Source organism: Pseudomonas sp. HS6 (assembly GCF_023375815.1).
Classification (GTDB): Bacteria; Pseudomonadota; Gammaproteobacteria; order Pseudomonadales; family Pseudomonadaceae; genus Aquipseudomonas.
In genome coordinates this window covers 4,733,593-4,757,967 of the sequence record NZ_CP067412.1, presented here as the reverse complement: position 1 = coordinate 4,757,967, position 24,375 = coordinate 4,733,593, and the positions used below count along the sequence as shown (strand labels likewise).

20 protein-coding genes are annotated in these 24,375 nt (G+C 61.7%); 12 read left to right on the top strand and 8 right to left on the bottom strand.

All coding sequences use genetic code 11. The features are described from left to right. Window positions 1-63: 63 nt before the first annotated feature. From JJN09_RS21495 to JJN09_RS21485, 3 genes are all read left to right on the top strand, one after another. The gene (locus JJN09_RS21495) at window positions 64-846 is read left to right on the top strand and encodes a sulfite exporter TauE/SafE family protein (RefSeq protein ID WP_249483618.1); all 783 of its coding nucleotides are present in this window, start codon (window positions 64-66) and stop codon (window positions 844-846) included. A 95-nt stretch (window positions 847-941) separates the two neighbouring features. Further along, complete coding sequence (lgt, locus tag JJN09_RS21490; RefSeq protein WP_249483615.1) at window positions 942-1,757, top strand: prolipoprotein diacylglyceryl transferase; 816 nt, start codon at window positions 942-944, stop codon at window positions 1,755-1,757. Between the two features lie 50 nt (window positions 1,758-1,807). After that, entirely contained in the window at window positions 1,808-2,779 is a 972-nt protein-coding gene (locus JJN09_RS21485; protein ID WP_114886153.1) for a thymidylate synthase, read from the top strand. A gap of 122 nt (window positions 2,780-2,901) precedes the next feature. Here the strand turns inward: JJN09_RS21485 and cadR are convergent, their stop codons facing one another. Beyond that, window positions 2,902-3,351, bottom strand: coding sequence for a Cd(II)/Pb(II)-responsive transcriptional regulator (cadR, locus tag JJN09_RS21480; RefSeq protein ID WP_064600182.1), 450 nt, complete (start codon window positions 3,349-3,351; stop codon window positions 2,902-2,904). Between the two features lie 84 nt (window positions 3,352-3,435). On the opposite strand from cadR, the gene JJN09_RS21475 reads away from it, so the two are divergent. From JJN09_RS21475 to JJN09_RS21445, 7 genes are all read left to right on the top strand, one after another. Beyond that, window positions 3,436-5,703 carry a heavy metal translocating P-type ATPase gene (locus tag JJN09_RS21475; protein ID WP_249483611.1) on the top strand — a complete coding sequence of 756 codons (2,268 nt, stop codon included), beginning with the start codon at window positions 3,436-3,438 and terminating at the stop codon, window positions 5,701-5,703. Between the two features lie 16 nt (window positions 5,704-5,719). Continuing rightward, the gene (locus JJN09_RS21470; protein WP_102619666.1) at window positions 5,720-6,583 is read left to right on the top strand and encodes a LysR family transcriptional regulator; all 864 of its coding nucleotides are present in this window, start codon (window positions 5,720-5,722) and stop codon (window positions 6,581-6,583) included. Between the two features lie 256 nt (window positions 6,584-6,839). Then, window positions 6,840-7,916, top strand: coding sequence for a putative 2-aminoethylphosphonate ABC transporter ATP-binding protein (locus JJN09_RS21465; RefSeq protein ID WP_007953451.1), 1,077 nt, complete (start codon window positions 6,840-6,842; stop codon window positions 7,914-7,916). Continuing rightward, on the top strand, window positions 7,916-9,640 hold the full coding sequence (locus JJN09_RS21460) for a putative 2-aminoethylphosphonate ABC transporter permease subunit (protein WP_249483605.1): 1,725 nt from the start codon (window positions 7,916-7,918) through the stop codon (window positions 9,638-9,640). The genes JJN09_RS21465 and JJN09_RS21460 overlap by 1 nt, the downstream gene beginning before the upstream one ends. A gap of 47 nt (window positions 9,641-9,687) precedes the next feature. Beyond that, window positions 9,688-10,713 (top strand): putative 2-aminoethylphosphonate ABC transporter substrate-binding protein, encoded by a 1,026-nt coding sequence (locus JJN09_RS21455; RefSeq protein WP_102619669.1) that lies wholly within the window; start codon window positions 9,688-9,690, stop codon window positions 10,711-10,713. Between the two features lie 158 nt (window positions 10,714-10,871). Beyond that, window positions 10,872-12,005, top strand: coding sequence for a TIGR03364 family FAD-dependent oxidoreductase (locus JJN09_RS21450; RefSeq protein ID WP_249483603.1), 1,134 nt, complete (start codon window positions 10,872-10,874; stop codon window positions 12,003-12,005). Beyond that, window positions 12,005-12,562, top strand: coding sequence for a phosphonate degradation HD-domain oxygenase (locus tag JJN09_RS21445; RefSeq protein WP_249483601.1), 558 nt, complete (start codon window positions 12,005-12,007; stop codon window positions 12,560-12,562). Before JJN09_RS21450 ends, JJN09_RS21445 begins: the two co-directional genes overlap by 1 nt. 179 nt (window positions 12,563-12,741) lie before the next feature. On the opposite strand, the gene JJN09_RS21440 is transcribed toward JJN09_RS21445, so the two are convergent. Beyond that, complete coding sequence (locus JJN09_RS21440; RefSeq protein ID WP_249483599.1) at window positions 12,742-14,127, bottom strand: GTPase/DUF3482 domain-containing protein; 1,386 nt, start codon at window positions 14,125-14,127, stop codon at window positions 12,742-12,744. Next, entirely contained in the window at window positions 14,120-15,493 is a 1,374-nt protein-coding gene (locus JJN09_RS21435; RefSeq protein WP_249483597.1) for a DUF2868 domain-containing protein, read from the bottom strand. Before JJN09_RS21435 ends, JJN09_RS21440 begins: the two co-directional genes overlap by 8 nt. Window positions 15,494-15,578: 85 nt before the next feature. Between JJN09_RS21435 and JJN09_RS21430 the strand changes: the two genes are divergently transcribed. Then, window positions 15,579-16,091 carry a dihydrofolate reductase gene (locus JJN09_RS21430; RefSeq protein ID WP_249483595.1) on the top strand — a complete coding sequence of 171 codons (513 nt, stop codon included), beginning with the start codon at window positions 15,579-15,581 and terminating at the stop codon, window positions 16,089-16,091. A 40-nt stretch (window positions 16,092-16,131) separates the two neighbouring features. Here the strand turns inward: JJN09_RS21430 and JJN09_RS21425 are convergent, their stop codons facing one another. Next, window positions 16,132-17,523, bottom strand: coding sequence for an L-cystine transporter (locus JJN09_RS21425; RefSeq protein WP_007953434.1), 1,392 nt, complete (start codon window positions 17,521-17,523; stop codon window positions 16,132-16,134). 240 nt (window positions 17,524-17,763) lie between these two features. Between JJN09_RS21425 and JJN09_RS21420 the strand changes: the two genes are divergently transcribed. Continuing rightward, on the top strand, window positions 17,764-18,825 hold the full coding sequence (locus JJN09_RS21420; RefSeq protein WP_249483593.1) for a haloacid dehalogenase-like hydrolase: 1,062 nt from the start codon (window positions 17,764-17,766) through the stop codon (window positions 18,823-18,825). Between the two features lie 61 nt (window positions 18,826-18,886). On the opposite strand, the gene ilvD is transcribed toward JJN09_RS21420, so the two are convergent. The 4 genes from ilvD to JJN09_RS21400 all read right to left on the bottom strand — a co-directional run bounded on the left by ilvD (window position 18,887) and on the right by JJN09_RS21400 (window position 24,246). Further along, complete coding sequence (ilvD, locus tag JJN09_RS21415) at window positions 18,887-20,728, bottom strand: dihydroxy-acid dehydratase (RefSeq protein ID WP_249483591.1); 1,842 nt, start codon at window positions 20,726-20,728, stop codon at window positions 18,887-18,889. A 266-nt stretch (window positions 20,729-20,994) separates the two neighbouring features. Next, the gene (locus JJN09_RS21410) at window positions 20,995-22,227 is read right to left on the bottom strand and encodes a multidrug effflux MFS transporter (RefSeq protein WP_249483586.1); all 1,233 of its coding nucleotides are present in this window, start codon (window positions 22,225-22,227) and stop codon (window positions 20,995-20,997) included. Continuing rightward, window positions 22,220-23,176, bottom strand: a complete 957-nt coding sequence (locus tag JJN09_RS21405; protein WP_249483584.1) for a diiron oxygenase — start codon at window positions 23,174-23,176, stop codon at window positions 22,220-22,222. The genes JJN09_RS21410 and JJN09_RS21405 overlap by 8 nt, the downstream gene beginning before the upstream one ends. Then, window positions 23,173-24,246 carry a SagB family peptide dehydrogenase gene (locus tag JJN09_RS21400; protein WP_249483582.1) on the bottom strand — a complete coding sequence of 358 codons (1,074 nt, stop codon included), beginning with the start codon at window positions 24,244-24,246 and terminating at the stop codon, window positions 23,173-23,175. Before JJN09_RS21400 ends, JJN09_RS21405 begins: the two co-directional genes overlap by 4 nt. Between the last annotated feature and the right edge of the window lie 129 nt (window positions 24,247-24,375).

The window sequence follows — 24,375 nt, the reverse complement described above, 5'->3', positions numbered from 1 at the left end:
GCCGAAGGCCATGCATCCGTTACCATGCCGCTCCGGTTTTGGGATGCGCCTCTGGAGGCAGTCATGGAATTTCTGCTCTATCTGGCGCTGGGTGCCTGTGCTGGCGTGTTGGCCGGGCTGTTTGGCGTTGGTGGCGGGATCATCATTGTCCCGGTGCTGGTGTTCAGTTTCACTTTGCAGGGCTTCGATCCGTCGATCCTGACTCACCTGGCCGTTGGCACGTCGCTGGCGACGATCATTTTCACCTCGGTCAACGCCGTGCGTGAACATCATCGACGCGGAGCCGTACGCTGGTCGATCTTCAAGTGGATGACCGTCGGGATTCTGCTCGGTGCCGGTTTCGGTGCGCTGACCGCCGAAGCGATCTCCGGGCCCAACCTGCAGAAGATCATCGGTGTGTTCGCCTTGGTGATCGCCGCGCAGCTGGCGCTGGACGTCAAACCCAAGGCCAGCCGAACGGTGCCCGGCAAACTCGGTCTGACCATGGCCGGCAGTGTGATCGGCTGGGCCTCGGCGATTTTCGGCATTGGCGGCGGCTCGCTGACCGTGCCGTTCCTCACCTGGCGCAGCGTGCCGATGCAGCAGGCGGTGGCGACCTCGTCGGCCTGCGGTTTGCCGATCGCCGTGGCAAGTGCAATAAGTTTCATGATTCTGGGCTGGCATGATCCGTTGCTGCCGGCCCATAGTCTCGGGTTTGTGTATCTGCCGGCGCTGCTGGGCATTGCGTTGACCAGCATGGTGTTTGCGCGTATTGGCGCGCGGCTGGCGCACAAGTTGTCGCCGAAGTTGCTGAAACGGCTGTTCGCCGCTTTGCTGTTCTGCGTGGGGCTGAGCTTTCTGTTCTGAGACGCTGGTTTCGGGCAGGCACAATCCTGGCTTAATCCTGAGGTGGCAGCGTCGCCCGGGAATTTTGAAGATTTGAACTCTAACGAGGAGTCGCAATGCTGCCTTACCCGCAGATCGACCCGGTGGCCCTGGCCATCGGTCCGCTGAAAATCCACTGGTACGGCCTGATGTATCTGGTCGGCATTGGCGGTGCGTGGCTGCTGGCGTCGCGCCGGCTCAACCGTTTCGACCCGACCTGGACCAAGGAGAAACTCTCCGATCTGGTGTTCTGGCTGTCGATGGGCGTGATTGTCGGCGGGCGTCTGGGCTATGTGCTGTTTTACGATCTGAGCGCCTACATCGCTAACCCGACGCTGATTTTCGAAGTGTGGAAGGGCGGCATGTCGTTCCACGGCGGCTTCATCGGCGTAATGCTGGCGGCGTTGTGGTTCGGCAAGCGCAACGGCAAGACATTCTTCCAATTGATGGACTTCGTCGCGCCAATGGTGCCGATCGGCCTGGGTGCCGGGCGTATCGGCAACTTCATCAACGCCGAGCTGTGGGGCAAGGCCACCGACGTGCCATGGGCCATGGTGTTCCCGCCGTTCAGCGACCCGGCGCAACTGCCGCGTCACCCGTCGCAGCTGTATCAGTTCGCCCTGGAAGGCGTGGCGCTGTTCCTGATCCTTTGGCTGTTCTCGCGCAAGCCGCGACCAACCATGGCGGTCTCGGGCATGTTCGCGCTGTTCTATGGCATCTTCCGTTTCATCGTCGAATTCGTCCGCGTGCCGGACGCGCAACTGGGCTATCTGGCCTGGAACTGGCTGACCATGGGTCAGGTACTGTGTGTACCGATGATCATCGGCGGGCTGTTCCTGATCTGGCTGGCCTACCGTCGTGCCCCGGCGGCGCCGGTTGCACCGACGGCTTAAATATTCGAACCCCGGCGCGGTTGGCCGGGGCTCAAGGACACAGGTAACTCATGAAGCAATATCTCGATCTGGTGTCGCACGTCATCAACAACGGCACCAAACAGGCCAACCGTACCGGCGTGAACACCATCAGCTTTCCGGGCGCCATGCTGCGCTTCGACCTGCAGGAAGGTTTCCCGGCGATCACCACCCGCAAGATGGCCTTCAAATCGGCCATCGGCGAGATGTGCGGCTTTCTGCGTGGCGTGAACAACGCCGCAGAATTCCGTGCGCTGGGCTGCAAGGTCTGGGATCAGAACGCCAACGAAAACGCCCAGTGGCTGGCCAACCCGTTCCGCCAGGGCGAAGACGACCTCGGCGAAATCTACGGCGTGCAATGGCGCAAATGGCCGGCGTACAAGCAGATCCCGTTGAGCAACACCGCCGCCATCGAACAAACCTTGAGCAACGGCTACAAGCAGATTGCCCAGGGCGAAGAAGACGGCCAAGCCTACGTGGTCTTGTACAAAGCCATCGATCAGGTGCGCCAGTGCGTCGACACGATCATCAAGGACCCGGGCAGCCGCCGCATCCTGTTCCACGGCTGGAACTGCGCCCAGCTCGATGAAATGGCTTTGCCGCCGTGCCATCTGCTGTATCAGTTCCACCCGAATGTCGAGACCAAAGAGATTTCTCTGACCCTCTACATCCGCTCCAACGACCTGGGTCTGGGCACGCCCTTCAACCTCACCGAAGGCGCTGCGCTGCTGAGCCTGATCGGTCGCCTGACCGGCTACACGCCCCGCTGGTTCACCTATTTCATCGGTGACGCCCACGTCTACGAAAACCACCTCGACATGCTCAACGAACAGCTCAAGCGCGAGCCGTTCGCCATGCCGAAGCTGAAGATTTCGGATCGCGTGCCGGAGTTTGCTAAGACGGGTGTTTATCAGCCGGAATGGCTGGAGCTGGTAGAGCCAGGCGACTTCTCGCTGGAAGGCTACGAGCACCATGCGCCGATGACTGCGCCGATGGCGGTCTGACAGACTGCGATTGAACCTGTGGGAGCTGGCTTGCCAGCGATGACGGCAGCACATTCAACATTGATGTGTCTGTAAAACCGCTATCGCTGGCAAGCCAGCTCCCACAATGTTTTGTGGTGTTGTCAGTGGCCGTGACTACGGCCCACATGCGAATGCTCGACCTCCGTCGCCACAACCCCGCCACTGACTTCCAGCCGCTGCAGAATCCCGCACTGATCCGCTTCCGGCCCTTCGCCACAACGCTGACGCAGGTCGAGCAGTTGCGTCTGCAACGCCAACAACCCATCGATCCGCGCCTTGACGTGCTGGATGTGCTCGTCGATCAGCGCATTCACGCTTTCGCACTGATCCTGCGGGCTGTCGCGCAAGGCGAGCAGGCTGCGGATTTCTTCGAGAGTCATGTCGAGGGTGCGGCAGTTGCGGATGAACGTCAGGCGTTCGGCGTGGGCCTGGGTATAGACGCGGTAGTTGCCGTCGCTGCGAGCCGGCTCCGGCAGCAGGTTTTCGCGCTCGTAGTAGCGGATGGTTTCCACGGCGCAATCGGTCTGTTTCGCCAGTTCTCCGATCTTCATGACGGCAATCTCCAAAAGGGTGCTTGACCCTATAGTGGCTACAGGGTCTTTACTTGGCAACAGGCACCTTCATGGACGCGACCAATGAGCGATTCCCAGCACACCCACCCTCACACCCACAAACCGGGCGACGGGCACGATCACAGTCATAAATTGCAGCCTGTGCATAAACATGCCCACGGCGGCGATTCCTGCTGCTCGTCGAAAGCCGCTGCGCCAGCGCTGGTGCAACTGAGCGAGGCGAAAAGCGCCGACGCCCGGTTGAGCAGCTTCCGCATCGAGGCGATGGACTGCCCGACCGAGCAGACGCTGATCCAGAACAAACTCGGCAAACTGGCCGGGATCCAGCAGCTGGAATTCAACCTGATCAACCGCGTGCTCGGCGTGACCCACAACCTGGCAGACACCACGCCGATCATCGACGCGATCAAATCCCTCGGCATGCAGGCCGAGCCGCTGGAGGCGGGCGTTGATTCCCCGGTCGCCGCCCCAGTGAAAAAACACTGGTGGCCATTGGCGCTGTCCGGCATCGGTGCGCTCGCCGCCGAAGTGATCCACTTCACCAGCGCCGCGCCGACCTGGGTGGTGGCGATCATCGCGCTGATCTCGATCCTCAGTGGCGGCCTCACCACCTACAAGAAGGGCTGGATCGCCCTGAAGAACCGCAACCTCAACATCAATGCGCTGATGAGCATCGCCGTGACTGGCGCCGTGTTGATCGGCCAATGGCCGGAAGCGGCAATGGTGATGTTCCTGTTCACCGTGGCCGAGCTGATCGAAGCGCGCTCGCTGGATCGCGCACGCAACGCCATCAGCGGTCTGATGCAGATGACGCCGGAGCAGGCGACGGTGTTGCAGGCTGACGGCAATTGGGTCGAACTGGATGTGAAAAGCATCGATCTCGGCGCCCGTGTGCGGGTCAAACCCGGTGAGCGCATCGCGCTGGACGGTGAAGTCGTCAGCGGTAGCTCGACCATCGATCAGGCGCCGATCACCGGCGAAAGTCTGCCAGTGGAGAAAACCGTCGGTGACAAGGTGTTCGCCGGCACCATCAACCAGGCCGGTTCGCTGGAATACGCAGTGACCGCCGCGGCGAACAATTCCACCCTGGCGCGAATCATCCACGCCGTGGAACAGGCGCAAGGCGCGCGGGCGCCGACCCAGCGCTTCGTCGATCAGTTCTCGAAAATCTACACCCCGGTGGTCTTCGTCCTGGCCCTGGCCGTGGCGATTATCCCGCCGCTGTTCATGGGCGCCGCGTGGTTCGACTGGATCTATCGCGCCCTAGTGCTGCTGGTCGTCGCTTGCCCATGCGCACTGGTGATTTCCACGCCAGTGACCATCGTCAGCGGCCTCGCAGCGGCGGCGCGCAAAGGCATTCTGGTCAAGGGCGGCGTGTACCTGGAGGGCGGTTTCAAGCTCGACTATCTGGCCCTCGACAAGACCGGCACCATCACCCACGGCAAACCGGTGCAGACCGACTACCTGTCCCTCGACCCGACCGCCGACGCCACAGCCCCGGCGATTGCCGCCGCACTGGCCGGGCGTTCCGATCATCCGGTGTCACTGGCCATCGCCAATGCGGCTGTGGATAAAGGTTACGCGACGCTGGTTGTGGATAACTTCGAAGCGTTGGCCGGGCGCGGTGTGAAGGGTGAGGTCAATGGTCAGGCCTACCACCTGGGCAACCATCGCTTGGTGGAAGAACTGGGCCTGTGCTCGCCGCAACTGGAAGAAAAACTGTTCGCGCTGGAGAAACAGGGCAAGTCCGTGGTGTTGCTGCTCGACAGCTCCGGACCACTGGCATTGTTTGCCGTGGCCGACACCGTCAAGGAAACCAGCCGCGAAGCGATTCGCCAATTGCACGATCTGGGCGTGAAAACCCTGATGCTGACCGGCGACAACGTCCACACCGCGCAGGCGATTGCGGCGCAGGTCGGGATCGATCAGGCCAAGGGTGACTTGCTGCCAACCGACAAACTGCAAGCCATCGAAGACCTGTACGCGCAGGGCCGCCGGGTCGGCATGGTCGGCGACGGCATCAACGATGCGCCGGCACTGGCTCGTGCCGAGATCGGTTTCGCCATGGCAGCGGCCGGTACTGATACGGCGATTGAAACCGCCGATGTCGCCCTGATGGACGACGATCTGCGCAAGATTCCGGCGTTCATCCGCCTTTCGCGCGACACTGCCAGCATCCTGAAACAGAACATCGCTTTGGCATTGGTGATCAAGGCTATCTTTCTTGGGGTAACCTTCGCCGGGCTCGCGACCATGTGGATGGCGGTGTTTGCCGACATGGGCGTGAGCCTGCTGGTGGTGTTCAACGGTTTGCGCCTGTTGCGCAAATAGAGGAAGAGGGACAGTTGTGCTGAGTGCCGAGCTGAAAGCGTTTTACATGGTGGCCCGCCTGGGCAGCATCACGCTGGCGGCGAAGAAACTCGGCCTCAGTCAACCGACCGTGACCACCCAGATCCGCAATCTGGAAAGCCAGTACTCGGTGGAGCTGTTCTACCGTGGCGGTCGGCGCCTGAGTGTCAGTGACGAAGGCGCGCGACTGTTGCCGATGGTCAAGGCGCTGTTGCAGCAGGAGGCCGATATCGAGTTCTTCCTGCGCAACAGCGGCCAGGTGCAAGGCACCCTGCGCATCGCCGCCACCGCGCCGTATTACATCCTCGATCTGGTGAAGACCTTCCGCGAGCGCCTGCCGCAGGTGGAAGTGTCGGTGGAAATCGGCAACTCGCAGCAGGTACTCGAAGCGCTGGAGGACTATCGGGTGGATGTCGCGGCGTCGTCGCAGTTGCTCGATGATGCACGGCTGATCCGCCGGGTGCTCGGCAGCGATCCGCTGGTGCTGGCGGTGCATCGCAATCATCCGCTGGCGGCACACGATCATGTCACGCTGAGTGCGCTGGCCGGGCATACCCTGTTGATGCGTGAGCCGGGCTCGACCACCCGTCGCCTGACTGAAGAATTGCTGGCCGGTGCCGGCGTCAGTTTCGGCCCGTTGCTGGAGATCGGCAGCCGCGAGTCGATCCGCGAAGCGGTGCTGCGCAATATCGGCATCAGCATCATCGCCCGCCAGGAAGTGCCGCACGATCCGCAGTTGCGGGTGCTGACCCTGGAGAATGCGCCGCAGATTCCCGAATACCTCTACTGCCTCAAGGAACGCAAAAACGCCCGCTTGCCGGCGGCGTTTCTCGGGTTGGCGCAGGAAATGTCCCCGGCCTGAGATCTTCAGTGCCTGTGCTGGCCTCATCGCTGGCAAGCCAGCTCCCACAGGAATCCTCATTAAATACAAACTTTGTAAACACTCGAGAAACTGTGGGAGCTGGCTTGCCAGCGATGGGGCCAGATCAAACAACACAGGATCTGAAATTCTGAACCAAAATCCCTGAATACCACTATCGGTCGATTTTGCCTTGTTGCCATATGACCGACGCATTACAACTCTAGGATTCGTCTCATCTGCTTGATGAGGCCTGTCCATGAACCCTGCAATCGCAACTGCCCTGACCAACCCCGGCGCACCGATGAAAGTGCGCGGCGTGCAGAAGCGCTTCGGCGCTTTCACGGCGCTGGATAACGTCTCCCTCGATGTCGCGGCCGGTGAGCTGGTGTGCCTGCTGGGCCCGTCGGGCTGTGGCAAGACCACGCTGCTGCGTTGCATCGCCGGTCTGGAAAAGCAGGACAGCGGCGAGTTGTACCTCGGCGAGCGCGATGTTTCCCACCTCGCCCCCCAAGCCCGGGACTACGGCATTCTGTTCCAGTCCTACGCGCTGTTCCCCAATCTGACCGTCGAAGCGAACATTGCCTACGGCCTCGCCGGCAGCGGCCGCGATGAAGTGCGTCGTCGCGTCGGTCAGATGCTGGAGCTGGTCGGCCTCACCGGCAGTGAGAAAAAGTACCCGGGCCAGTTGTCCGGTGGTCAGCAGCAACGGGTGGCACTGGCCCGCGCCCTGGCTCCCGCGCCGTCGCTGCTGCTGCTCGACGAGCCGATGTCGGCCCTCGACGCCCGGGTCCGCGAGCATCTGTGCACCGAACTGCGCCAACTGCAACGCAACCTCGGCATCACCACCCTGATGGTCACCCACAATCAGGACGAAGCCATGCTGATGGCCGACCGCATCGCCGTGATGAATAACGGCAAGGTCGAGCAGTACGCCACTCCGCAGGAAATCTACAACCGCCCGGCCACACCGTTCGTGGCCGAGTTTGTCGGCCAGGGCAACTGGCTGCCGTTCCAGCGCAGCAGCGACAGCCACGCCAAGGTTGGCGGGATGAACCTGCGCCTGGCCGACGGCAGCGTCCACAGCCCGTCGGGCCGATTGTTCTGCCGCCCCGAAGCGATCAACGTCAATCCGCTGGTGCATGAGGAAAACCTGTTCCCGGCCAAGGTCCGCGAGATCACCTTCCTCGGTAACCGCTGCCGCATGAGCTTCGAGCTCGATCAACTCCCCGGTCACGCCTTGCTCGCCGAACTGGCGCCGGAAGCCATGCCGCGCCTCGGCGCCCAGCAGATCATGGTCGCCTTGCCGCCACGCAGCCTGCAGGTGTTTGCCTGATGAACAGCAACCTCGCACTGCCGCTACCGCAAAAGCAGGCGCGGCAGGTGTCCGGGGCCGAGGTCGGCGACCGGATCTTCATCCTCGGCGGCAAACTTCTGCTGCTGGTGTTGCTCGGTGTGGCGGTGTTGTTGCCATTGCTGGCGATCTTCTGGCGCGGCTTCAGCAGCGAAGCCGGGCAGGGCGGTGGCTGGCTCGCCGCCAAGGAGCTGGTGACCAGCGACAACTTCCACTGGTTGCTCGGTAACAGCCTGAAAGTTTCCCTCAGCGTGGCGGCGATCGTCGTACCGCTGGCCTACCTGTTTGCCTACGCCTTGCAGCGCACGTTGATTCCCGCCAAAGGTATCTGGCGCGGGATTTCGCTGTTGCCGCTGATGGCGCCGTCGATGCTGCCGGGGATTGCGCTGGTCTATCTTTTCGGCAATCAGGGGATGTTGCGCGGGCTGCTGTCGGACAACATCTATGGTTTCTGGGGCATTGTTCTGGGTGAGGTGATCTACACCTTCCCACACGCCTTGATGATTTTGCTGTCAGCCCTGTCGCTGGCGGATGCGCGACTGTTCGACGCCGCGTCGAGCATGGGCGCGAGCCCTGCGAAAGCCTTTCGCAGCATCACTTGGCCGGCCACCCGTCAGGCTGTGTTCGCCGCGTTCTGTCTGGTGTTCACCCTGACCATCACTGATTTTGGCGTGCCGGTGGTGGTTGGTGGCGACTATCAGGTGCTGGCGCTGGAAGCCTACAAAGCGGTGGTCGGCCAACAGCAATTCGGTCGTGGTGCGTTGATCGGCATGGTTCTGCTGCTGCCAGCGCTGTTCAGTTTCGGCGTCGATGCCTGGCTGCGTCGGCGTCACGGCGACTCCATGAGCGGCCGCGCCCAAGTGTTCAAACCGGCGCCGTCGAAGAAGCGCGACGCCTGTTACCTGGCCATCGTCCTGCTGATCAGCGCCGCGTTGCTGCTGGTGTTCGGCATGGCGGTGTTCTCGTCGCTGGTGAAGTTCTGGCCGTATAACCTTTCGCTGTCGCTCAACCATTACCAGTTCAACGAGACCGCCGGCGGTGGCTGGCTGGCCTACGGCAACAGTTTGAAGATGGCGCTGGGCACGGCGTTGATCGGCAGCGTGCTGATCTTCACCGGCGCCTACCTGATGGAAAAGACCCGCAGCCAGCGCGGCCTCAATCTGACACTGCGCATGCTCAGTTTCGTACCGATGGCGGTGCCGGGGCTGGTGCTCGGTCTGGGTTACGTCTTCTTCTTCAACCTCACCGGCAACCCGCTGCACGTGTTGTACGGGACCATGACCCTGCTGATCGTCTGCACCATTGCTCACTATTTGACCACTGCGCAGATGACCGCCACCACCGCGCTGCGCCAGCTCGACGCCGAGTTCGAAGCTGCCGCGCTGTCGCTCAAGGCGCCGTTGTACCGGCATTACCTGAAGGTCACCGTACCGATCTGCCTGCCGGCATTGCTGGACATCGTGCGCTACCTGTTTGTCTCGGCGATGACCACCGTGTCGGCGGCGATATTCCTCTACAGCCCCGACACCATCCTCGCGGCGGTGGCGGTGCTGAACATGGATGACGCCGGCAACGTCGGCGGCGCAGCGGCGATGTCGACCCTGATTCTGTTCACCTCGGCGGGCGTGTCCTTGCTGCTGGCGTGGGCTTCGCGCGGCTTGCTGCGCCGTTCCCAGGCCTGGCGGCAAACGGCGCCCGGCCACTGATCCACGACTTGTCCCTTTAGCCTCAACTCACCTACAGGAAAACGATCATGTTCAAGCCTATGGCCCTGGCCGCTGCTGTGCTCGCTACTTTCAGCCTGAATGCCTTCGCGGCAAAAACCGAGTTGACGGTGTACACCGCCCTCGAAGCCGAACAGCTCAAGAGCTATAAGGAAGCGTTCGAAAAGGCCAACCCGGACGTCGAGATCAAGTGGGTGCGCGATTCCACCGGGATCATCACCGCCAAACTGCTGGCCGAAAAAGAGCGTCCACAGGCTGACGCGGTGTGGGGGCTGGCGGCATCGAGCCTGGCGATCCTCGATCAGCAAGGCATGCTGCAAAGCTATGCGCCGAAGGACCTGGGCAAGATCGGCGCGAACTACCGCGATGCCGCCAATCCGCCAGCCTGGGTCGGCATGGACGTCTGGGCCGCGACCATTTGCTTCAACACCGTCGAGGCCGAGAAACAGGGCCTGACCAAGCCGGTGAGCTGGCAGGACCTGACCAAGCCTGAGTACAAAGGCAAGATCGTGATGCCGAACCCGGCTTCGTCCGGCACCGGTTTCCTCGACGTCAGCGCTTGGCTGCAAACCTTCGGCGAGAAGCAGGGCTGGGCCTACATGGACGGTCTGCACCAGAACATCGGCCAGTACGTTCACTCCGGTTCCAAGCCTTGCAAACTGGCGGCGGCGGGCGAATTCCCGATCGGCATTTCCTTTGAATATCCAGCCGTACAGTTGAAGCGCCAGGGCGCGCCGCTGGACATCATCCTGCCGAAGGAAGGCCTGGGCTGGGAGATCGAAGCGACTGCCGTGATCAAAGGCACGCCGCACGAAGAAGCCGCGAAGAAACTGGCCGACTTCTCCGCCAGCGCTCCGGCGATGGACCTGTACAAGGAAAACTTCGCCGTCCTCGCCCAACCGGGCATCGCCAAGCCGCAAACCGAACTGCCGGCCGACTACGAGCAGCGCCTGATCAAGAACGACTTTGCCTGGGCCTCGAAGAACCGCGACGAGATCCTGACCGAATGGCGCAAGCGCTATGACGGCAAGTCCGAGAAAGTCGCTGCCAAGTAAGAACTTCATCGACTGACGGGGCCCCTTCGCTGGCAAGCCAGCTCCCACAGGTTTGGCGGTGTTCACACAATGTGTGTTTCACACCGGCCAATGTGGGAGCTGCGGTTCGACGATTCGACTTGCCAGCGATGGCGGTCTCTCATTCAGAGCACCTTTCAATGACACAACACAAAGACTTGCTGATCGTCGGCGCCGGCATCCTCGGCCTGTCCCACGCTTATGCTGCCGCCCGGCGCGGTCTCAAGGTCACGGTTTTCGAGCGCACCGCCACGCCACTCGGCGCGTCAGTGCGCAACTTCGGCCAGGCACTGGTCACCGGCCAGCCACCGGGCCCGATGCTCGAACTGGCCAAGGCCAGCCGCGAAATCTGGGGCCAGTGGGCGCAGCTCGCCGGCCTGCAACTCAAGCGCAACGGCTCGTACCTGTTCGCCCGCACCGAGGCCGAAGAGCACTTGCTCGAAGCCTTCTGCGCCGGGCGCGCCGTGGAGCATGACTATCGCGTCGAGTTGCTGCGCGGAGCCGAATTACGCGATCTGTATGGCGGCCAGTTCAGCCATCACCGCGCCGCGCTGCACGGCATGGACGATCAACAGCTGTATTCCCGGGAAGCGATTCCGGCGCTGATCGATTACCTGCGTCGCGAACTCAACGTCGAGTTTCACTTCTCGACGCTGGTGCGCGATGTCGAGCCGGGGCGGCTGCAAAGCACTGCTGGCACTTTTACCGCCGAGCAGATCATCGTTTGCTCGGGCCACGATTATCAGACCTTGCTGGCCGAACCGATTGCCGCCCTCGACCCGCAGATCTGCCGTCTGCAAATGCTCCGCGCCCGGCCGCAGATCGACCTGAACCTGCAACACGCCTTGCTCACCGGTCTCAGTTGCGTGCACTACGGCGCCTTCGCCGATCTGCCGGAAGCGGCCGCAGTGCAGGCGCAAATCCTGCGCGAGCAACCGCACCTGCAGGAAAACGGCATTCACCTGCTGATCAGCCCGACGCCTTACGGAGAACTGATCATCGGTGACTCGCACCATTACGGCAGCGACGTGTCACCGTTCAACGCCGAGCAAGTCGACAACTGGATGCTCGAACTGGCCGAACAGACCCTCGGCTGCAAGGTGCAAATGGTCGAGCGTTGGCAGGGTGTCTATGGTTCCCGGGGGCCGGGGCCGTTTTCGTTCCTGCGTCCGGAACCAGGGCTGAGTGTGGCGCTGATGCACAGTGGCGTCGGCATGAGCGTCGGCCCGGCCATGGCCGAGCGCAATGTTGCACAGCTTTTTGGAGAGCGTTGATGTTGAGTCAGGAGCAAGTCATCGAACGGGTGTTCGGACTCTATGAGCGCTTCGGCGCCAGCGATTACATCGGCGAACCGGTGTCGCAGATCGAGCACATGTCCCAGGCGGCGCAACTGGCCATCGCCGAAGGCTTTGACGACGAAGTGGTGCTCGCCGCGTTCTTCCATGACATAGGCCATTTGTGTGCCGAGGGCGCGGAGAACATGGGCGGTTACGGCGTCGTCAGCCATGAGCGCCTCGGTGCCGATTATCTGCGTGAGGCCGGATTCAGCGAGCGTCTGGCTCGGCTGGTGGAATATCACGTCCAGGCCAAGCGCTATCTGACGCTACGGGAGGCGGGTTATTACGAGCGTTTGAGCGAAGCCAGCCGCCGCACCCTGGAATATCAGGGTGGGGTGATGACCGAGGCTGAAGCTGATGCGTTCGAGCAGGATCCGTTGTGCGCCGTCAGTCTGCGGATGCGCCAGTGGGATGAACTGGCGAAGGAGATGGCAGTGCCGGTGATGGATCTGTCTGTTCTCAAGCGCAAGGCTGAAGCTTTGTTGTCTGCTTAGTGATTGCTGCCCTCACCCCAACCCTCTCCCGGAGGGAGAGGGAGCTGACCGTGTTGTTCTTGGGTCATACATCGACCTGAGATAATTAAGTCGAACTCAGGTTTGAAAAGCATGAAGATCGGCTCCCTCTCCCTCTGGGCGGTCCGACGTTTCGGGAGGGTTGGGGTGAGGGCAGGGATCTAAAGCTCAAGCACCTTCCCCACCAACGACTCAATCTGCTCCTGCCGCTCCGCCTGATTCAGCTTCGGATGTGGGTTGAGCGACGACCACTGCGGATGGGCCCGCGCCTTCCCCAAAGCTTCGGGCAACTTACCCTCGCGCCAGTTCTTGTCCTGCGGCGTCGCCACCTGAATGCTGTCCAGCGCCGCATGGCCACGGGCATTCAGCGCTTGCAGCAGTTGCCGCTGACGCAGTGCCAGCAGACGCAACACGTTGTCGTCGACCGTCAGTTCTCGCTGCCCTTTGATCTTGCCGAGCAGGCGATTGCCATAGCTGCGGGCGGTTTGCAGGGCGCCACCGGCAATTGCACCGGCCAGTGCTGCGGCGCCGAGGGTGATGCCGCCCACCAACAGATCCACACCCGCACCGGCGGCTGCGCCGGCCGCAATCCCGCCGCCGACCCGCACGCCGAGTTGCTTGAGGGTTTCCGGGTTGAACAGGTCATCGCCCCAGCGCCCATCGAGCAGCGGCAGATCGCTGGCCGCGGCGTCTTGCGGTCGGAAGGCGTAGAGCTTGAGCAGCGCCTCGACGCATTTCTGTTCGCGTTGGCGCACGGCTTTGCGCAGTTCGCTGATAGCTTGTTGTTCCTGTTCGGCGTTGCTCGCCACACTGCGCCGGCACGCGGCGCAGTCGATCAGCAACTCGGCGATCAGGCGTGCGGCGCTTTGCTCGCGGGCGAGGCGTTGGGCCTGTTGATCGGCGATCAGCCGTTCGAGCTGAGGGCGGGCGTTTTCCAGCAACAGTGCGAGGCTTTCATATAGCCGCCGCTCGCCATCTTCGGGCGGGGCGACGCTGTCGAAACGCACCAGCGCATGCAGGCCCAGACGCGCCAGCGCTTCACGCCAGTCCGGTTCCCGGTGGTTGGCGCTGCTGACGAAATTCAGCACTGGCAGCAACGGCTTGCCGCAACTGGCCAACACCTCCAGCTCATCGCGGTACTTGGCCAGCACCGGTTCGCGGGCATCAATTACGTACAGGCCAGCGTCGGAATCAAGCAGTTGCCGCAGCACCTTGGCTTCCTGTTCGAACCGCTGGCGCGCTTCGCTGCCGTCGAGAAACCGCGCCAGTCGCGCCGGGCCGTCGAGGCGTTCGCCGGGGCGCTCAAGTCGCTCGAGAAAATCCAGCAGGGCGATGGCGTCTTCCAGGCCCGGCGTGTCGTAGAGGTCGAGCAACGGCTCGCCATCCACCGACAACCGCGCGCCTTCGACATGCCGCGTGGTGCTCGGGCGATGGGAAACTTCGCCGAAACCGACATCGCGGGTCAGGGTGCGCAACAGCGAAGTCTTGCCGACGTTGGTGTGGCCGACCACCGCCAGTTTCAGCGGCGCTTTCCAGGCATCAGTCATGTCCGTGCTCCAGCCAGTTCAACGGGGCGCAATCGGCGAATGGCAGCTCCAGTTGTTGCAGCGCCAGATGCCAGTCACCGAGTCGTTGGGCATCCAGTGCTTGTCCTTGCGGCGCTTGCAACAGCCAGACGCGGGTCGCGGCGGCATTGCGCGCCAGCTCGGCGATGAGGGCAAGACTGCCGCGATCCGGGGAGCGCCGTGGGTCGCAGGCAATCGCGAGGCGCGCCGGCGGGAAGCGGCTGAGCTGTTCGAGCAGTTTGTGGCGTGATTCACGGCTATCGAGGATGCCGGCGTTGCTGACGTTCTTCGGCAGCGTCGGTGGCCATGGGTGTTGATCGTCGAGTTCGATTGCTACGAGTAATGCTCCATCGCTGGCGTGTTCGCCGACGGCGCTTTCGACGCGGTGCAGTTGCGCAGGCTCAGGGTCGGTGATGCCGAGGCGTTCGCTGGTTGGCATCAGGCGTTCGCGCAGCTGGGCGTAACCAGGCAGGTTCAGATCCAGACGCAACGCCGCTTTACCGCTGTTCCAGCGCCAGAAGCAAAGCAGCGCCAGCAGCAGGCGCGGTAGCACGCCGTAGACCACCAGCACGCCGACCAGCCAGGTCGCCCAGGCCTGACGGGCGCTTTCTATGTTCAGCGCGGTGTCGCCGCTGGCGCGGATCATTTCGACGGTCGGCACGTTGAAGCCCAGCAGCGCTGGCAATGCGCCGAGGGCCTGGGTCATGTTGATGAACGTATCGGCACTGAGAATTGTGGTTTCCCAGACGAAGCCGTAGCGTCGGGTCGCCATCAGCGTCAGCAGCAAAACCAGCGCGCTGAACATCGCCAGCAGCCACAGGCCATTGACCAGCGTACCGAGCGCCCAGCGATTGAGCTTCTTGCGTTGCAGCATCAACAGCAGGGCCGGCGCCAGTTGCGCAGCCTTGGCGTCGCGGGCGAGTTTTTCACTGAGCCACAGCCACGAGCGGCCGAGGGTGGCGCCGTGTTCGCCGGCAAAGATCAGCCCCAGCGCCCAGCTCAACAGCAAGATCAGGTTCAGTCCGAGCAGGCTACCCAAGGCCCAGAACACATTGACCGGCGTCTGGCCCAGCGCGGCGAAGGCCAGCCCGGCGCCGCTCAATACCGCGAGGATCGCCAGCAGCACCAGCGCCAGACGCGCGCCTTGCAGCCAATGCTTGAGCGCCGAGGTCAGGCCATCGCGCTCGGCCAGCCACAGGGCGCGGCGTTGAATGCGTCCCGGCAGATCGCCGCCGGCCGCGCGGGCCAGGCGATTGGCTTCCAGATCGTCCAGCGGACCTGCGTGTTCTTCGCGCAGGCGCACGGTTTCGGTGAGCCAGAGGTTTTGCAGTGAAGTCAGTTCAGTCACGCGGCATCCCGTTGCTTGATTGAGCCGTGAGCATAACCGCTGTGGCGCTTATCGGGGTAAGCACGGCTCTGGTATCCTCGCCGGCATGACTAAATCACTCCCTCTCAGCCTGATCGCAGCCCTCGGTGAAAACCGCGTGATCGGCGTCGACAACAGCATGCCCTGGCACCTGCCGGGGGATTTCAAATACTTCAAGGCCACGACGCTCGGCAAGCCAATCATCATGGGCCGCAAGACCTGGGATTCGCTGGGTCGTCCGTTGCCGGGGCGCTTGAACATCGTGGTCAGCCGTCAGACCGATCTGGTGCTGGAAGGCGCGGAAGTCTATCCGTCGCTGGAAGCCGCGGTGGTTCGCGCCGAAGAATGGGCGAAAGAACAGGGCGTCGATGAATTGATGCTGATTGGCGGGGCACAACTGTATGCACAGGGGCTGGCGCAGGCGGATCGTTTGTATCTGACTCGCGTGGCACTGAGCCCGGAAGGCGATGCGTGGTTTCCGGAGTTCGATCTGAACCAGTGGAAACTGGTGTCGAACGTGCCGAATCCGGCTGAAGGCGAAAAACCGGCTTACCACTTCGAAGTCTGGGAAAAAGCCTGAATCTGTGGCGAGGGAGCACGCTCCCTCGCCACAACGTCAATCAAGCCTGAGCAAGCTCCGCATGCTCATCGGCATCCAGCAGGGCCTTGTCGGTCTGCTGCATCGCCTGGCTGGTAATCGCGCCAGCGGTGATCGAACCACTCACGTTCAGCGCCGTACGACCCATGTCGATCAGCGGCTCGACCGAAATCAGCAACGCCACCAGCGAAACCGGCAAGCCCATGGCCGGCAGCACGATCAGTGCCGCGAAGGTCGCACCGCCACCCACGCCCGCCACACCGGCCGAACTCAGGGTCACAATCGCCACCAGCGTCGCGATCCACAGCGGATCCAGCGGGTTGATGCCCACGGTTGGCGCAACCATCACCGCCAACATTGCCGGGTACAGGCCGGCGCAGCCGTTCTGGCCGATGGTCGCGCCGAACGAGGCCGCGAAGCTTGCCACCGATTGCGGAATGCCCAGGCGACGGGTCTGCGCTTCGATGCTCAGCGGGATGCTCGCCGCGCTGGAACGGCTGGTGAAGGCGAAGGTCAGCACCGGCCAGATCTTGCGGAAGAAACGCAGCGGGTTGATCCCGGCCGCCGATACCAGCAGCCCATGCACCACGAACATCAGGCCCAGGCCGAGGTACGAGACAACCACAAAACTGCCGAGCTTGATGATGTCCTGCAGGTTGGAACCGGCAACCACTTTGGTCATCAGCGCCAGTACGCCGTACGGGGTCAGCTTCATCACCAGACGCACCAGACGCATCACCCAGGCTTGCAGGGTGTCGATGGCGTTGATCACTTTCTGACCTTTTTCGACGTCATCCTTGAGCAGTTGCAGCGCGGCAACCCCCAGGAACGCGGCGAAGATCACCACGCTGATGATCGAGGTCGGCTTGGCCCGGGCCAGGTCGGCGAACGGGTTCTGCGGGATGAACGACAGCAGCAGTTGCGGCACATTCAGGTCGGCGACCTTGCCAGCATAGTCGGTCTGAATGGTTTGCAGACGGGCCATTTCCTGAGTGCCGGCGACCAGGCCTTCGGCGGTCAGGCCGAACAGGTTGGTCAGGCCGATACCGATCAGCGCCGCAATCGCGGTGGTGAACAGCAGCGTGCCGATGGTCAGGAAGCTGATCTTGCCCAGCGACGACGCGTTGTGCAGACGGGCCACCGCGCTAAGAATCGAGGCGAACACCAGCGGGATCACGATCATTTGCAGCAGTTGCACGTAACCGTTGCCGACCAGATCGAACCAGCCGATCGAGGCTTTCAGTACCGGGTTGCCGGCACCGTAAATCGTGTGCAGCGCGACGCCGAATGCCACGCCCAGCACCAGCGCGAGCAGGACTTTCTTCGCCAGGCTCCACGAGGTGTGACGGGTTTGCGCCAGGCCGAAGAGCAGGGCGAGGAACACCAGCAAGTTAAGAATCAGGGGCAGATTCATGAGGACTCCAGAAAAGACTGTGCCAACAACCTTCCGGGGCTGTTGCGAACCGGCAAGCCTAACAGTTTGATTTCCAATGAATTAATACCGAAATCGAAGGTCGTCCGTCGTTTTTGGAATAAGCGGGTGTCGCTCTCGGGGATGCAACTGGCGCGGAAGGGACGCGGACGGTCGCTGACAGACGAGGACTGTCACATTTATTTGTTAGCGTCGATTTCTTTGACTCAGGGAGAAGTGTCCATGAAGTTTGCACCGAAATTTCTGGCTGTCGCACTGACTGTGGGGATGGGCCTGGCCACTCAGGCGTTCGCCACCGACCTGAAACACTGGCCGGCGGATCAGGCCAAGGCGCTGGACGCGATGATCGCCGCCAACGCCAATAAGGGTAACTACGCGGTGTTCGACATGGACAACACCAGCTACCGCTACGACCTTGAAGAGTCGTTGCTGCCGTTCATGGAAAACAAGGGCCTGATCACCCGCGACAAGCTCGATCCCTCCCTGAAACTGATGCCGTTCAAGGACACCGCCGACCACAAGGAAAGCCTGTTCAGCTACTACTACCGCCTCTGCGAAGTCGACGACATGGTCTGCTATCCATGGGTTGCGCAGGTGTTCTCCGGTTTCACCCTCAAGGAACTCAAAGGCTACGTCGATGAGCTGATGGCGTCGGGCAAACCGGTACCGGCGACCTATTACGATGGCGATGTGGTGAAGAACCTCGACGTCCAGCCGCCGAAAGTCTTCACCGGTCAGGCCGAGCTGTACAACAAACTGATGGAGAACGGTATCGAGGTCTACGTGATGACCGCCGCCTCCGAAGAACTGGTGCGGATGGTCGCGGCCGATCCGAAGTACGGCTACAACGTCAAACCGCAGAACGTGATTGGCGTGACCACGCTGTTGAAGAACCGCGAGACCGGCGAACTGACCACGGCGCGCAAGCAGATCACCGCCGGCAAGTATGACGAGAAGGCCAACCTCGGCCTCGAATTGACCCCGTACCTGTGGACTCCGGCGACCTGGATGGCCGGCAAGCACGCGGCGATCCTGACTTACATCGACGAATGGAAAAAACCGGTGTTGGTAGGTGGCGACACCCCGAGCAGCGACGGTTACATGCTGTTCCACGATGTGGATGTGGCCAAGGGTGGCATTCACCTGTGGGTCAACCGCAAGGACAAGTACATGACCCAGCTCAACGGCATGATGGCCAAGCATGCGGCGGCCCAGGCGAAGGAAGGTTTGCCGGTGACGGCGGACAAAAACTGGGTGATCGTGAAGCCGGAAGAGATTCAGTAAGTCTCAAGGCAAAAAAATGCCCCGCACTTGGCGGGGCATTTTTATGCGCGTCGGTTAAGCATTACAGGCCGTCGAGCATCGCCTTGTCACGTACAGCACCCTTGTCGGCGCTGGTCGCCAGCAGAGCGTAGGCCTTGAGGGCGGTGGTCACTTTGCGTGGACGTATCTCCACCGGTTTCCAGCCCTTCTTGTCCTGCTCGATCCGGCGTGCCGCCATTTCTTCGTCGCTGATCAACAGGTTGATCGAGCGGTTCGGAATGTCGATCAGCACTTTGTCGCCGTCCTGCACCAGACCGATCGCGCCGCCGGCGGCAGCCTCTGGCGAAGCGTGGCCGATGGACAGGCCGGAAGTACCGCCGGAGAAACGGCCATCGGTCAGCAGGGCGCAGGCTTTGCCCAGGCCTTTGGATTTCAGGTACGACGTCGGGTAGAGCATCTCCTGCATGCCCGGGCCGCCTTTCGGACCTTCGTAGCGAATGATGACGATGTCGCCTTCTTTCACTTCGTCGGCGAGGATGCCGCGCACGGCGCTGTCCTGGCTTTCGAAGATTTTCGCGTTGCCTTCGAAGACGTGGATCGACTCATCGACGCCGGCGGTTTTCACCACGCAGCCGTCCAGGGCGATGTTGCCGTACAGCACGGCCAGGCCACCTTCTTTCGAGTAGGCGTGTTCGAAGCTGCGGATGCAGCCGTTTTCACGGTCGTCGTCCAGGGTTTCCCAACGGGTCGACTGGCTGAACGCGGTTTGCGTCGGAATGCCGGCCGGGCCTGCCTTGAAGAAGTGGTGCACGGTTTCATCGTCGGTCTGGGTGATGTCCCACTTGGCGATGGCTTCTTCCATGCTGCGGCTGTGCACGGTCGGCAGGTCAGTGTGCAGCAGGCCGCCACGGGCCAGCGAACCGAGGATGCTGAAGATGCCGCCGGCGCGGTGCACGTCTTCCATGTGGTATTTCTGGATGTTCGGCGCGACTTTGCACAGTTGCGGCACTACGCGTGACAGGCGATCGATGTCGCGCAGGTCGAACGCGATCTCGGCTTCCTGGGCAGCGGCCAGCAAGTGCAGGATGGTGTTGGTCGAACCGCCCATGGCGATGTCGAGCATCATGGCGTTTTCGAACGCCTTGAAGTTGGCGATATTGCGCGGCAGTACCGACTCGTCGTTCTCGCCGTAGTAGCGTTTGCACAGTTCGACGATGGTGCGGCCGGCCTGCAGGAACAGCTGTTCGCGGTCACTGTGGGTGGCGAGGGTCGAACCGTTGCCTGGCAATGCGAGGCCCAGGGCTTCGGTCAGGCAGTTCATCGAGTTGGCGGTGAACATGCCGGAGCAGGAACCGCAGGTCGGGCAGGCGCTGCGCTCGTACTCGGCAACCTTCTCGTCAGAAGCGCTGGCGTCGGCGGCGATGACCATGGCGTCGACGAGGTCGAGACCGTGGCTGGCCAGTTTGGTCTTGCCGGCTTCCATCGGGCCGCCGGAGACGAAGATCACCGGAATGTTCAGGCGCAGGGCGGCCATCAGCATGCCCGGGGTGATCTTGTCGCAGTTCGAGATGCAGACGATGGCGTCGGCGCAGTGGGCGTTGACCATGTACTCGACGGAGTCGGCGATGATCTCGCGGCTCGGCAGCGAATACAGCATGCCGTCGTGGCCCATCGCGATGCCGTCGTCTACGGCGATGGTGTTGAATTCTTTCGCCACGCCACCGGCGCGTTCGATTTCGCGGGCAACCAGTTGGCCCAGGTCCTTCAGGTGAACGTGGCCCGGTACGAACTGGGTGAAGGAGTTGGCAATCGCGATGATCGGCTTCTTGAAGTCGTCATCTTTCATCCCGGTGGCGCGCCACAGTGCGCGGGCGCCGGCCATGTTGCGGCCGTGGGTGGATGTTTTCGAACGGTAATCTGGCATGGAGCACTCCGGGCGGCTAATCACTTACTAATCAGGTGCAAAAAGGGAGTGAGCTTCTATTGACGTCTGGAACACTCAGAAATGGCCGTGTGTCCTGAAGTTGCCGATGACGTTGCGGGATCGCCGCTGGTCTCAGCCTGAGCTCATAAACCCGCCGGGGATGAATGGCGATGAATCTCGCGATTCTACACCGCTGGCGTCAGGAGGGAATGACGCAAAACGTTGTTCCAGTGCTGACGCCGCGCGCGGAATGACGACTGGCAGGTTTAATCGCCACCCGGCTGTGCAACGGCGCCGGTTTGCAGGGTTCTGGCGCGACGGCTGATCCGGTTGTTCAAGGCGAGCGCCACACCACTGAGCAAGACAAAGCTGTAACCCAGGGTGGATTGCAGGTTGGTCGGGCTCAGACTGATCAAGGCACTGATCAACCCGCCGCAGATAAAGATGATCGTGCTGCCGGCCGAGGCCGAGGTGCCGGCGTTGTCCGGAAACAGGCTCATGGCCCGGGAGGTGGCCGCCGGCCGGGCAATGGTTGTGCCGGCGGTGCAGATCAGCATCGGGATCAGCACTGTCGCCGGAGCGAGTACGAAGCTCGACGACAGGTACAGCATGCTCACGCCGGCGAACAGGATCAGGCTCAAGCCGACGACCATCTGCTGGCCGCTGGTGATGCGCCTGCTCAGCACGCTGGCGAGGATGCCCCCGGTGACGTACGCCGCACCGTAGATCAGCAGGATCAACGAAAATTCGTAAGCGGACATTTGCAGCCGGTCCATGAAGATCAGCGGCGAAATCACGATGAATGAAAAGTGACAGGCGAACGCAAATGCCGAAATCAGCCAGTAGCCGACGAAGTCGAAATCCCCCAGCACCTGTCGGTAAGCCGTGAGGAAGTTTGTACGTGTGCTACTGGCGCTCGGTCGGGTGTTCTCCAGAAACAGCCAGGCCTTGAGCAGCACCACGGCGGATAATGCGATGAACACCCAGAAGCTGCCACGCCAACCCAACGTTGCCTGCATGAACGTGCCGGCCAGCGGTGATACCGAGATGAAGATCCCGCCGGCGGTGACCATCAGGATTCGCAGGCGATCGCGTTCCTCGCCTTCGAACAGATCCTGGACCAGCGCCTGGGACAGCACGAAACAACCGCAGCCCAGCGCCTGAACGACCCGGAATATCAGGAACAGCGAATAGTCAGAGGTCATCACACACCCGAGTGCGCCGAGTATTGAAACGCTCATGCCGGCGAGCAGCAGCCCCTTGCGCCCGATCACATCCGACAGCGGCCCGATCAGTAACTGGGCGAAGGCGATACCGACTGCGAACAGGCTGATGGACAGCGCGATGTCCGCCGGCGTGCGGCGAAAGTGTTCGGCCAATGCCGGGAACGAAGGCAGCAGGACATCCAGCGGAAATACACCCAGCAACACCATCGCCAGCAACAGGCTGACGGCCCCGCGACGTTGTCGGGTCGTCACCCCGGATTTTCCTTTATCCATCGATCAATCCTGCCCTGGCGAAAAGTATCTGGTTTTGAGGTTCAGCGAAAAATCCGGCTTTCTTCAGTGCATTCAACGTGGCGATGCTGCCTGCCCGTGCGCGCAACTGACTGGCTTGCCTCGTCGCCATCTTGCCGAGAATTTCCAGCACTGCGTTATCGGCAATCCCTGCGTCGCACAGACTCTGTTGCAGCCACTGTTTATCGACTTCGAAGAAGATCCCGATGATCTCAAGCAGGGTCGTGGCGGTGAACGTCCGTTGTTGCGCGCCCAGATGCAGCCAGAGGTAGTGGAACACTTCAGTGAAGTAGCGACTGTGGCGCGCTTCGTCCGTGAGGTGATCGCGCAACATGTCGTTGACCCCGGACACCAGGCTGTCCCGGCAGACGTCAAGCAGCTCCCGGGCGATGATGGTTTCCGAGACGAAGCCGAGCAGGAACCATGTCAGCGGTCGCTGTTCCTGGAGGGTTCTGTCGATCAACCCGTTCATCCGCGTGATTCGCTTGGGCATCACCGGGCGCCCGGTGATGGCGTAGAACCCGGCAATCTGTTCCGCGACCTGATGGGAAAACAGGGCGTGGTAGCCCTCATCGGTGTAGAGCTGAAACGCGGCGGTTTTCATGGCTGGCGAAACATCGACCGGCAGTTCGCCGTGGACGATGACTTCCACGGCGCGATTGACGATGCGGTGTTCGAGCAAAGTGGTGTAGTCGAGAAAGTGCACCAGATGATTGGCCGTGAGCCGATGCACTACCGAACGGCCCGCCGCTTCGATGGCCGGGTGGGCGAGATAGGGCAGAAATGCCGGCGGGAACCAGTGACGGGTTTCCAGTTGTTGCGCGATGTCAGCCGGCAAGCTGTAATCGTGGGCGCTGGAACGTACCGAAGCGCGGGTGTTCCAGTCGCCCAGTGAAAACTCGAAGGCCGGGGCCTGGGGGAGAAGGCTCATGCTGGCGTCCCGCGCAACAGGTCGCGCATTTCCTGGCACATCGCCTGACCATCGCTTTCGCCGCAACCGACAAAGAACAGCGGTTGCTCGTTACCATTTTCGAGTTGAAGCAATGTGTCGATCTGATCGTCGGTAAATGCGCCCGTCAGCCAGGTGTTCATGCCAAGCGCCGTGGCGGCCAGTTGAAACGTCTGTGAAAGATGCCCGGCCTCGACGAACGCCATTCGATAGGCGCGCGAGTGGGGATATTTCCACCAGAGCCTGTCGAAACGGGCGGTGATGAACAGGCCCAGTGGCAGGTTGTTGATGAAGTGCTGGCCTCCCAGCAGATTGCCCAGCGCTGTGTCGGGCGACCGATTGATCAGGCTCAAGGCGTGTTCGGCCGGGTGATAGGCATAGACGCCAGGTGCCAGGTCTTCGACGTTCTGGATCAGCAGGTAACCTTCGCAGGCATTGAGCCCGCCACCGGAAGGGCTGCTGCGGCGGACGTCGAGCCCTTCGGCGATGCTGTCGTCGCAATCGTCTTCGCGCTCGCGCAGATAACCGAGAGTCAGGTACAGCAACGAGCCGACATCCCTCAGTCGAATAGGTGAGCCGGTGAAGGACCGGCAGGTTTTCCGCCGGATCAAGGCGTTCGACAGACTGTCGTCTTTCGGCGCCGACGGCGAGGGGAGAGCGATGCGTCCGCCTGTAATACGGTCAGCCATGTCATGGGCCGGCGCCGAGGAGGCGAGCACTTCGTTGCAATGTTCCAGATATTGTCTGGCCCATTCATGAATGTTTTTCGGAATATGTTCGCAAGGAATGTTACGAGTGCCGATGTGATAAATCTTCGACAGTTCATCCCAGCCCCAGGCAGGGCTGTTTATTGTCGATGTTGTCAGTATTCCGGCATTGAGTAACTGTGTATCTATGATGTTGTCGTTGTCGTACAGCTCGGGATTATGTATTAGTTGTGCAAGGCGAGATGAATAGTCCAGATCAAGTTCATGTTGCGTGTGGTCCTTGTAGTTCCAGACTATTTGGCCGGGCGTGCGCGGCAATATGAAAAGATAGGGATTTATTTGCATGTTCAGGCAAGGCTCTCTGGATAGGTCATCAAAGACGCTGGGTAGCCGGCGATACCCAGCGTCAGCCTTACTTAGCGGGTTTTAGGCGCAACCAGAAAAGCCAGGTTAGCGATTTTGCGGGATTCCAGA

What these genes read in the sequence shown, in the direction of transcription:
- JJN09_RS21455 (WP_102619669.1), top strand. Translation starts at nt 9,688, where the DNA reads ATGTTCAAGCCTATGGCCCTGGCCGCTGCTGTGCTCGCTACTTTCAGC.
- cadR (WP_064600182.1), bottom strand. Translation starts at nt 3,351, where the DNA reads ATGAAGATCGGAGAACTGGCGAAACAGACCGATTGCGCCGTGGAAACC.
- JJN09_RS21460 (WP_249483605.1), top strand. Translation starts at nt 7,916, where the DNA reads ATGAACAGCAACCTCGCACTGCCGCTACCGCAAAAGCAGGCGCGGCAG.
- JJN09_RS21440 (WP_249483599.1), bottom strand. Translation starts at nt 14,127, where the DNA reads ATGACTGATGCCTGGAAAGCGCCGCTGAAACTGGCGGTGGTCGGCCAC.
- lgt (WP_249483615.1), top strand. Translation starts at nt 942, where the DNA reads ATGCTGCCTTACCCGCAGATCGACCCGGTGGCCCTGGCCATCGGTCCG.
- JJN09_RS21445 (WP_249483601.1), top strand. Translation starts at nt 12,005, where the DNA reads ATGTTGAGTCAGGAGCAAGTCATCGAACGGGTGTTCGGACTCTATGAG.
- JJN09_RS21430 (WP_249483595.1), top strand. Translation starts at nt 15,579, where the DNA reads ATGACTAAATCACTCCCTCTCAGCCTGATCGCAGCCCTCGGTGAAAAC.
- JJN09_RS21420 (WP_249483593.1), top strand. Translation starts at nt 17,764, where the DNA reads ATGAAGTTTGCACCGAAATTTCTGGCTGTCGCACTGACTGTGGGGATG.
- JJN09_RS21475 (WP_249483611.1), top strand. Translation starts at nt 3,436, where the DNA reads ATGAGCGATTCCCAGCACACCCACCCTCACACCCACAAACCGGGCGAC.
- ilvD (WP_249483591.1), bottom strand. Translation starts at nt 20,728, where the DNA reads ATGCCAGATTACCGTTCGAAAACATCCACCCACGGCCGCAACATGGCC.
- JJN09_RS21410 (WP_249483586.1), bottom strand. Translation starts at nt 22,227, where the DNA reads ATGGATAAAGGAAAATCCGGGGTGACGACCCGACAACGTCGCGGGGCC.
- JJN09_RS21450 (WP_249483603.1), top strand. Translation starts at nt 10,872, where the DNA reads ATGACACAACACAAAGACTTGCTGATCGTCGGCGCCGGCATCCTCGGC.
- JJN09_RS21495 (WP_249483618.1), top strand. Translation starts at nt 64, where the DNA reads ATGGAATTTCTGCTCTATCTGGCGCTGGGTGCCTGTGCTGGCGTGTTG.
- JJN09_RS21425 (WP_007953434.1), bottom strand. Translation starts at nt 17,523, where the DNA reads ATGAATCTGCCCCTGATTCTTAACTTGCTGGTGTTCCTCGCCCTGCTC.
- JJN09_RS21405 (WP_249483584.1), bottom strand. Translation starts at nt 23,176, where the DNA reads ATGAGCCTTCTCCCCCAGGCCCCGGCCTTCGAGTTTTCACTGGGCGAC.
- JJN09_RS21465 (WP_007953451.1), top strand. Translation starts at nt 6,840, where the DNA reads ATGAACCCTGCAATCGCAACTGCCCTGACCAACCCCGGCGCACCGATG.
- JJN09_RS21485 (WP_114886153.1), top strand. Translation starts at nt 1,808, where the DNA reads ATGAAGCAATATCTCGATCTGGTGTCGCACGTCATCAACAACGGCACC.
- JJN09_RS21400 (WP_249483582.1), bottom strand. Translation starts at nt 24,246, where the DNA reads ATGCAAATAAATCCCTATCTTTTCATATTGCCGCGCACGCCCGGCCAA.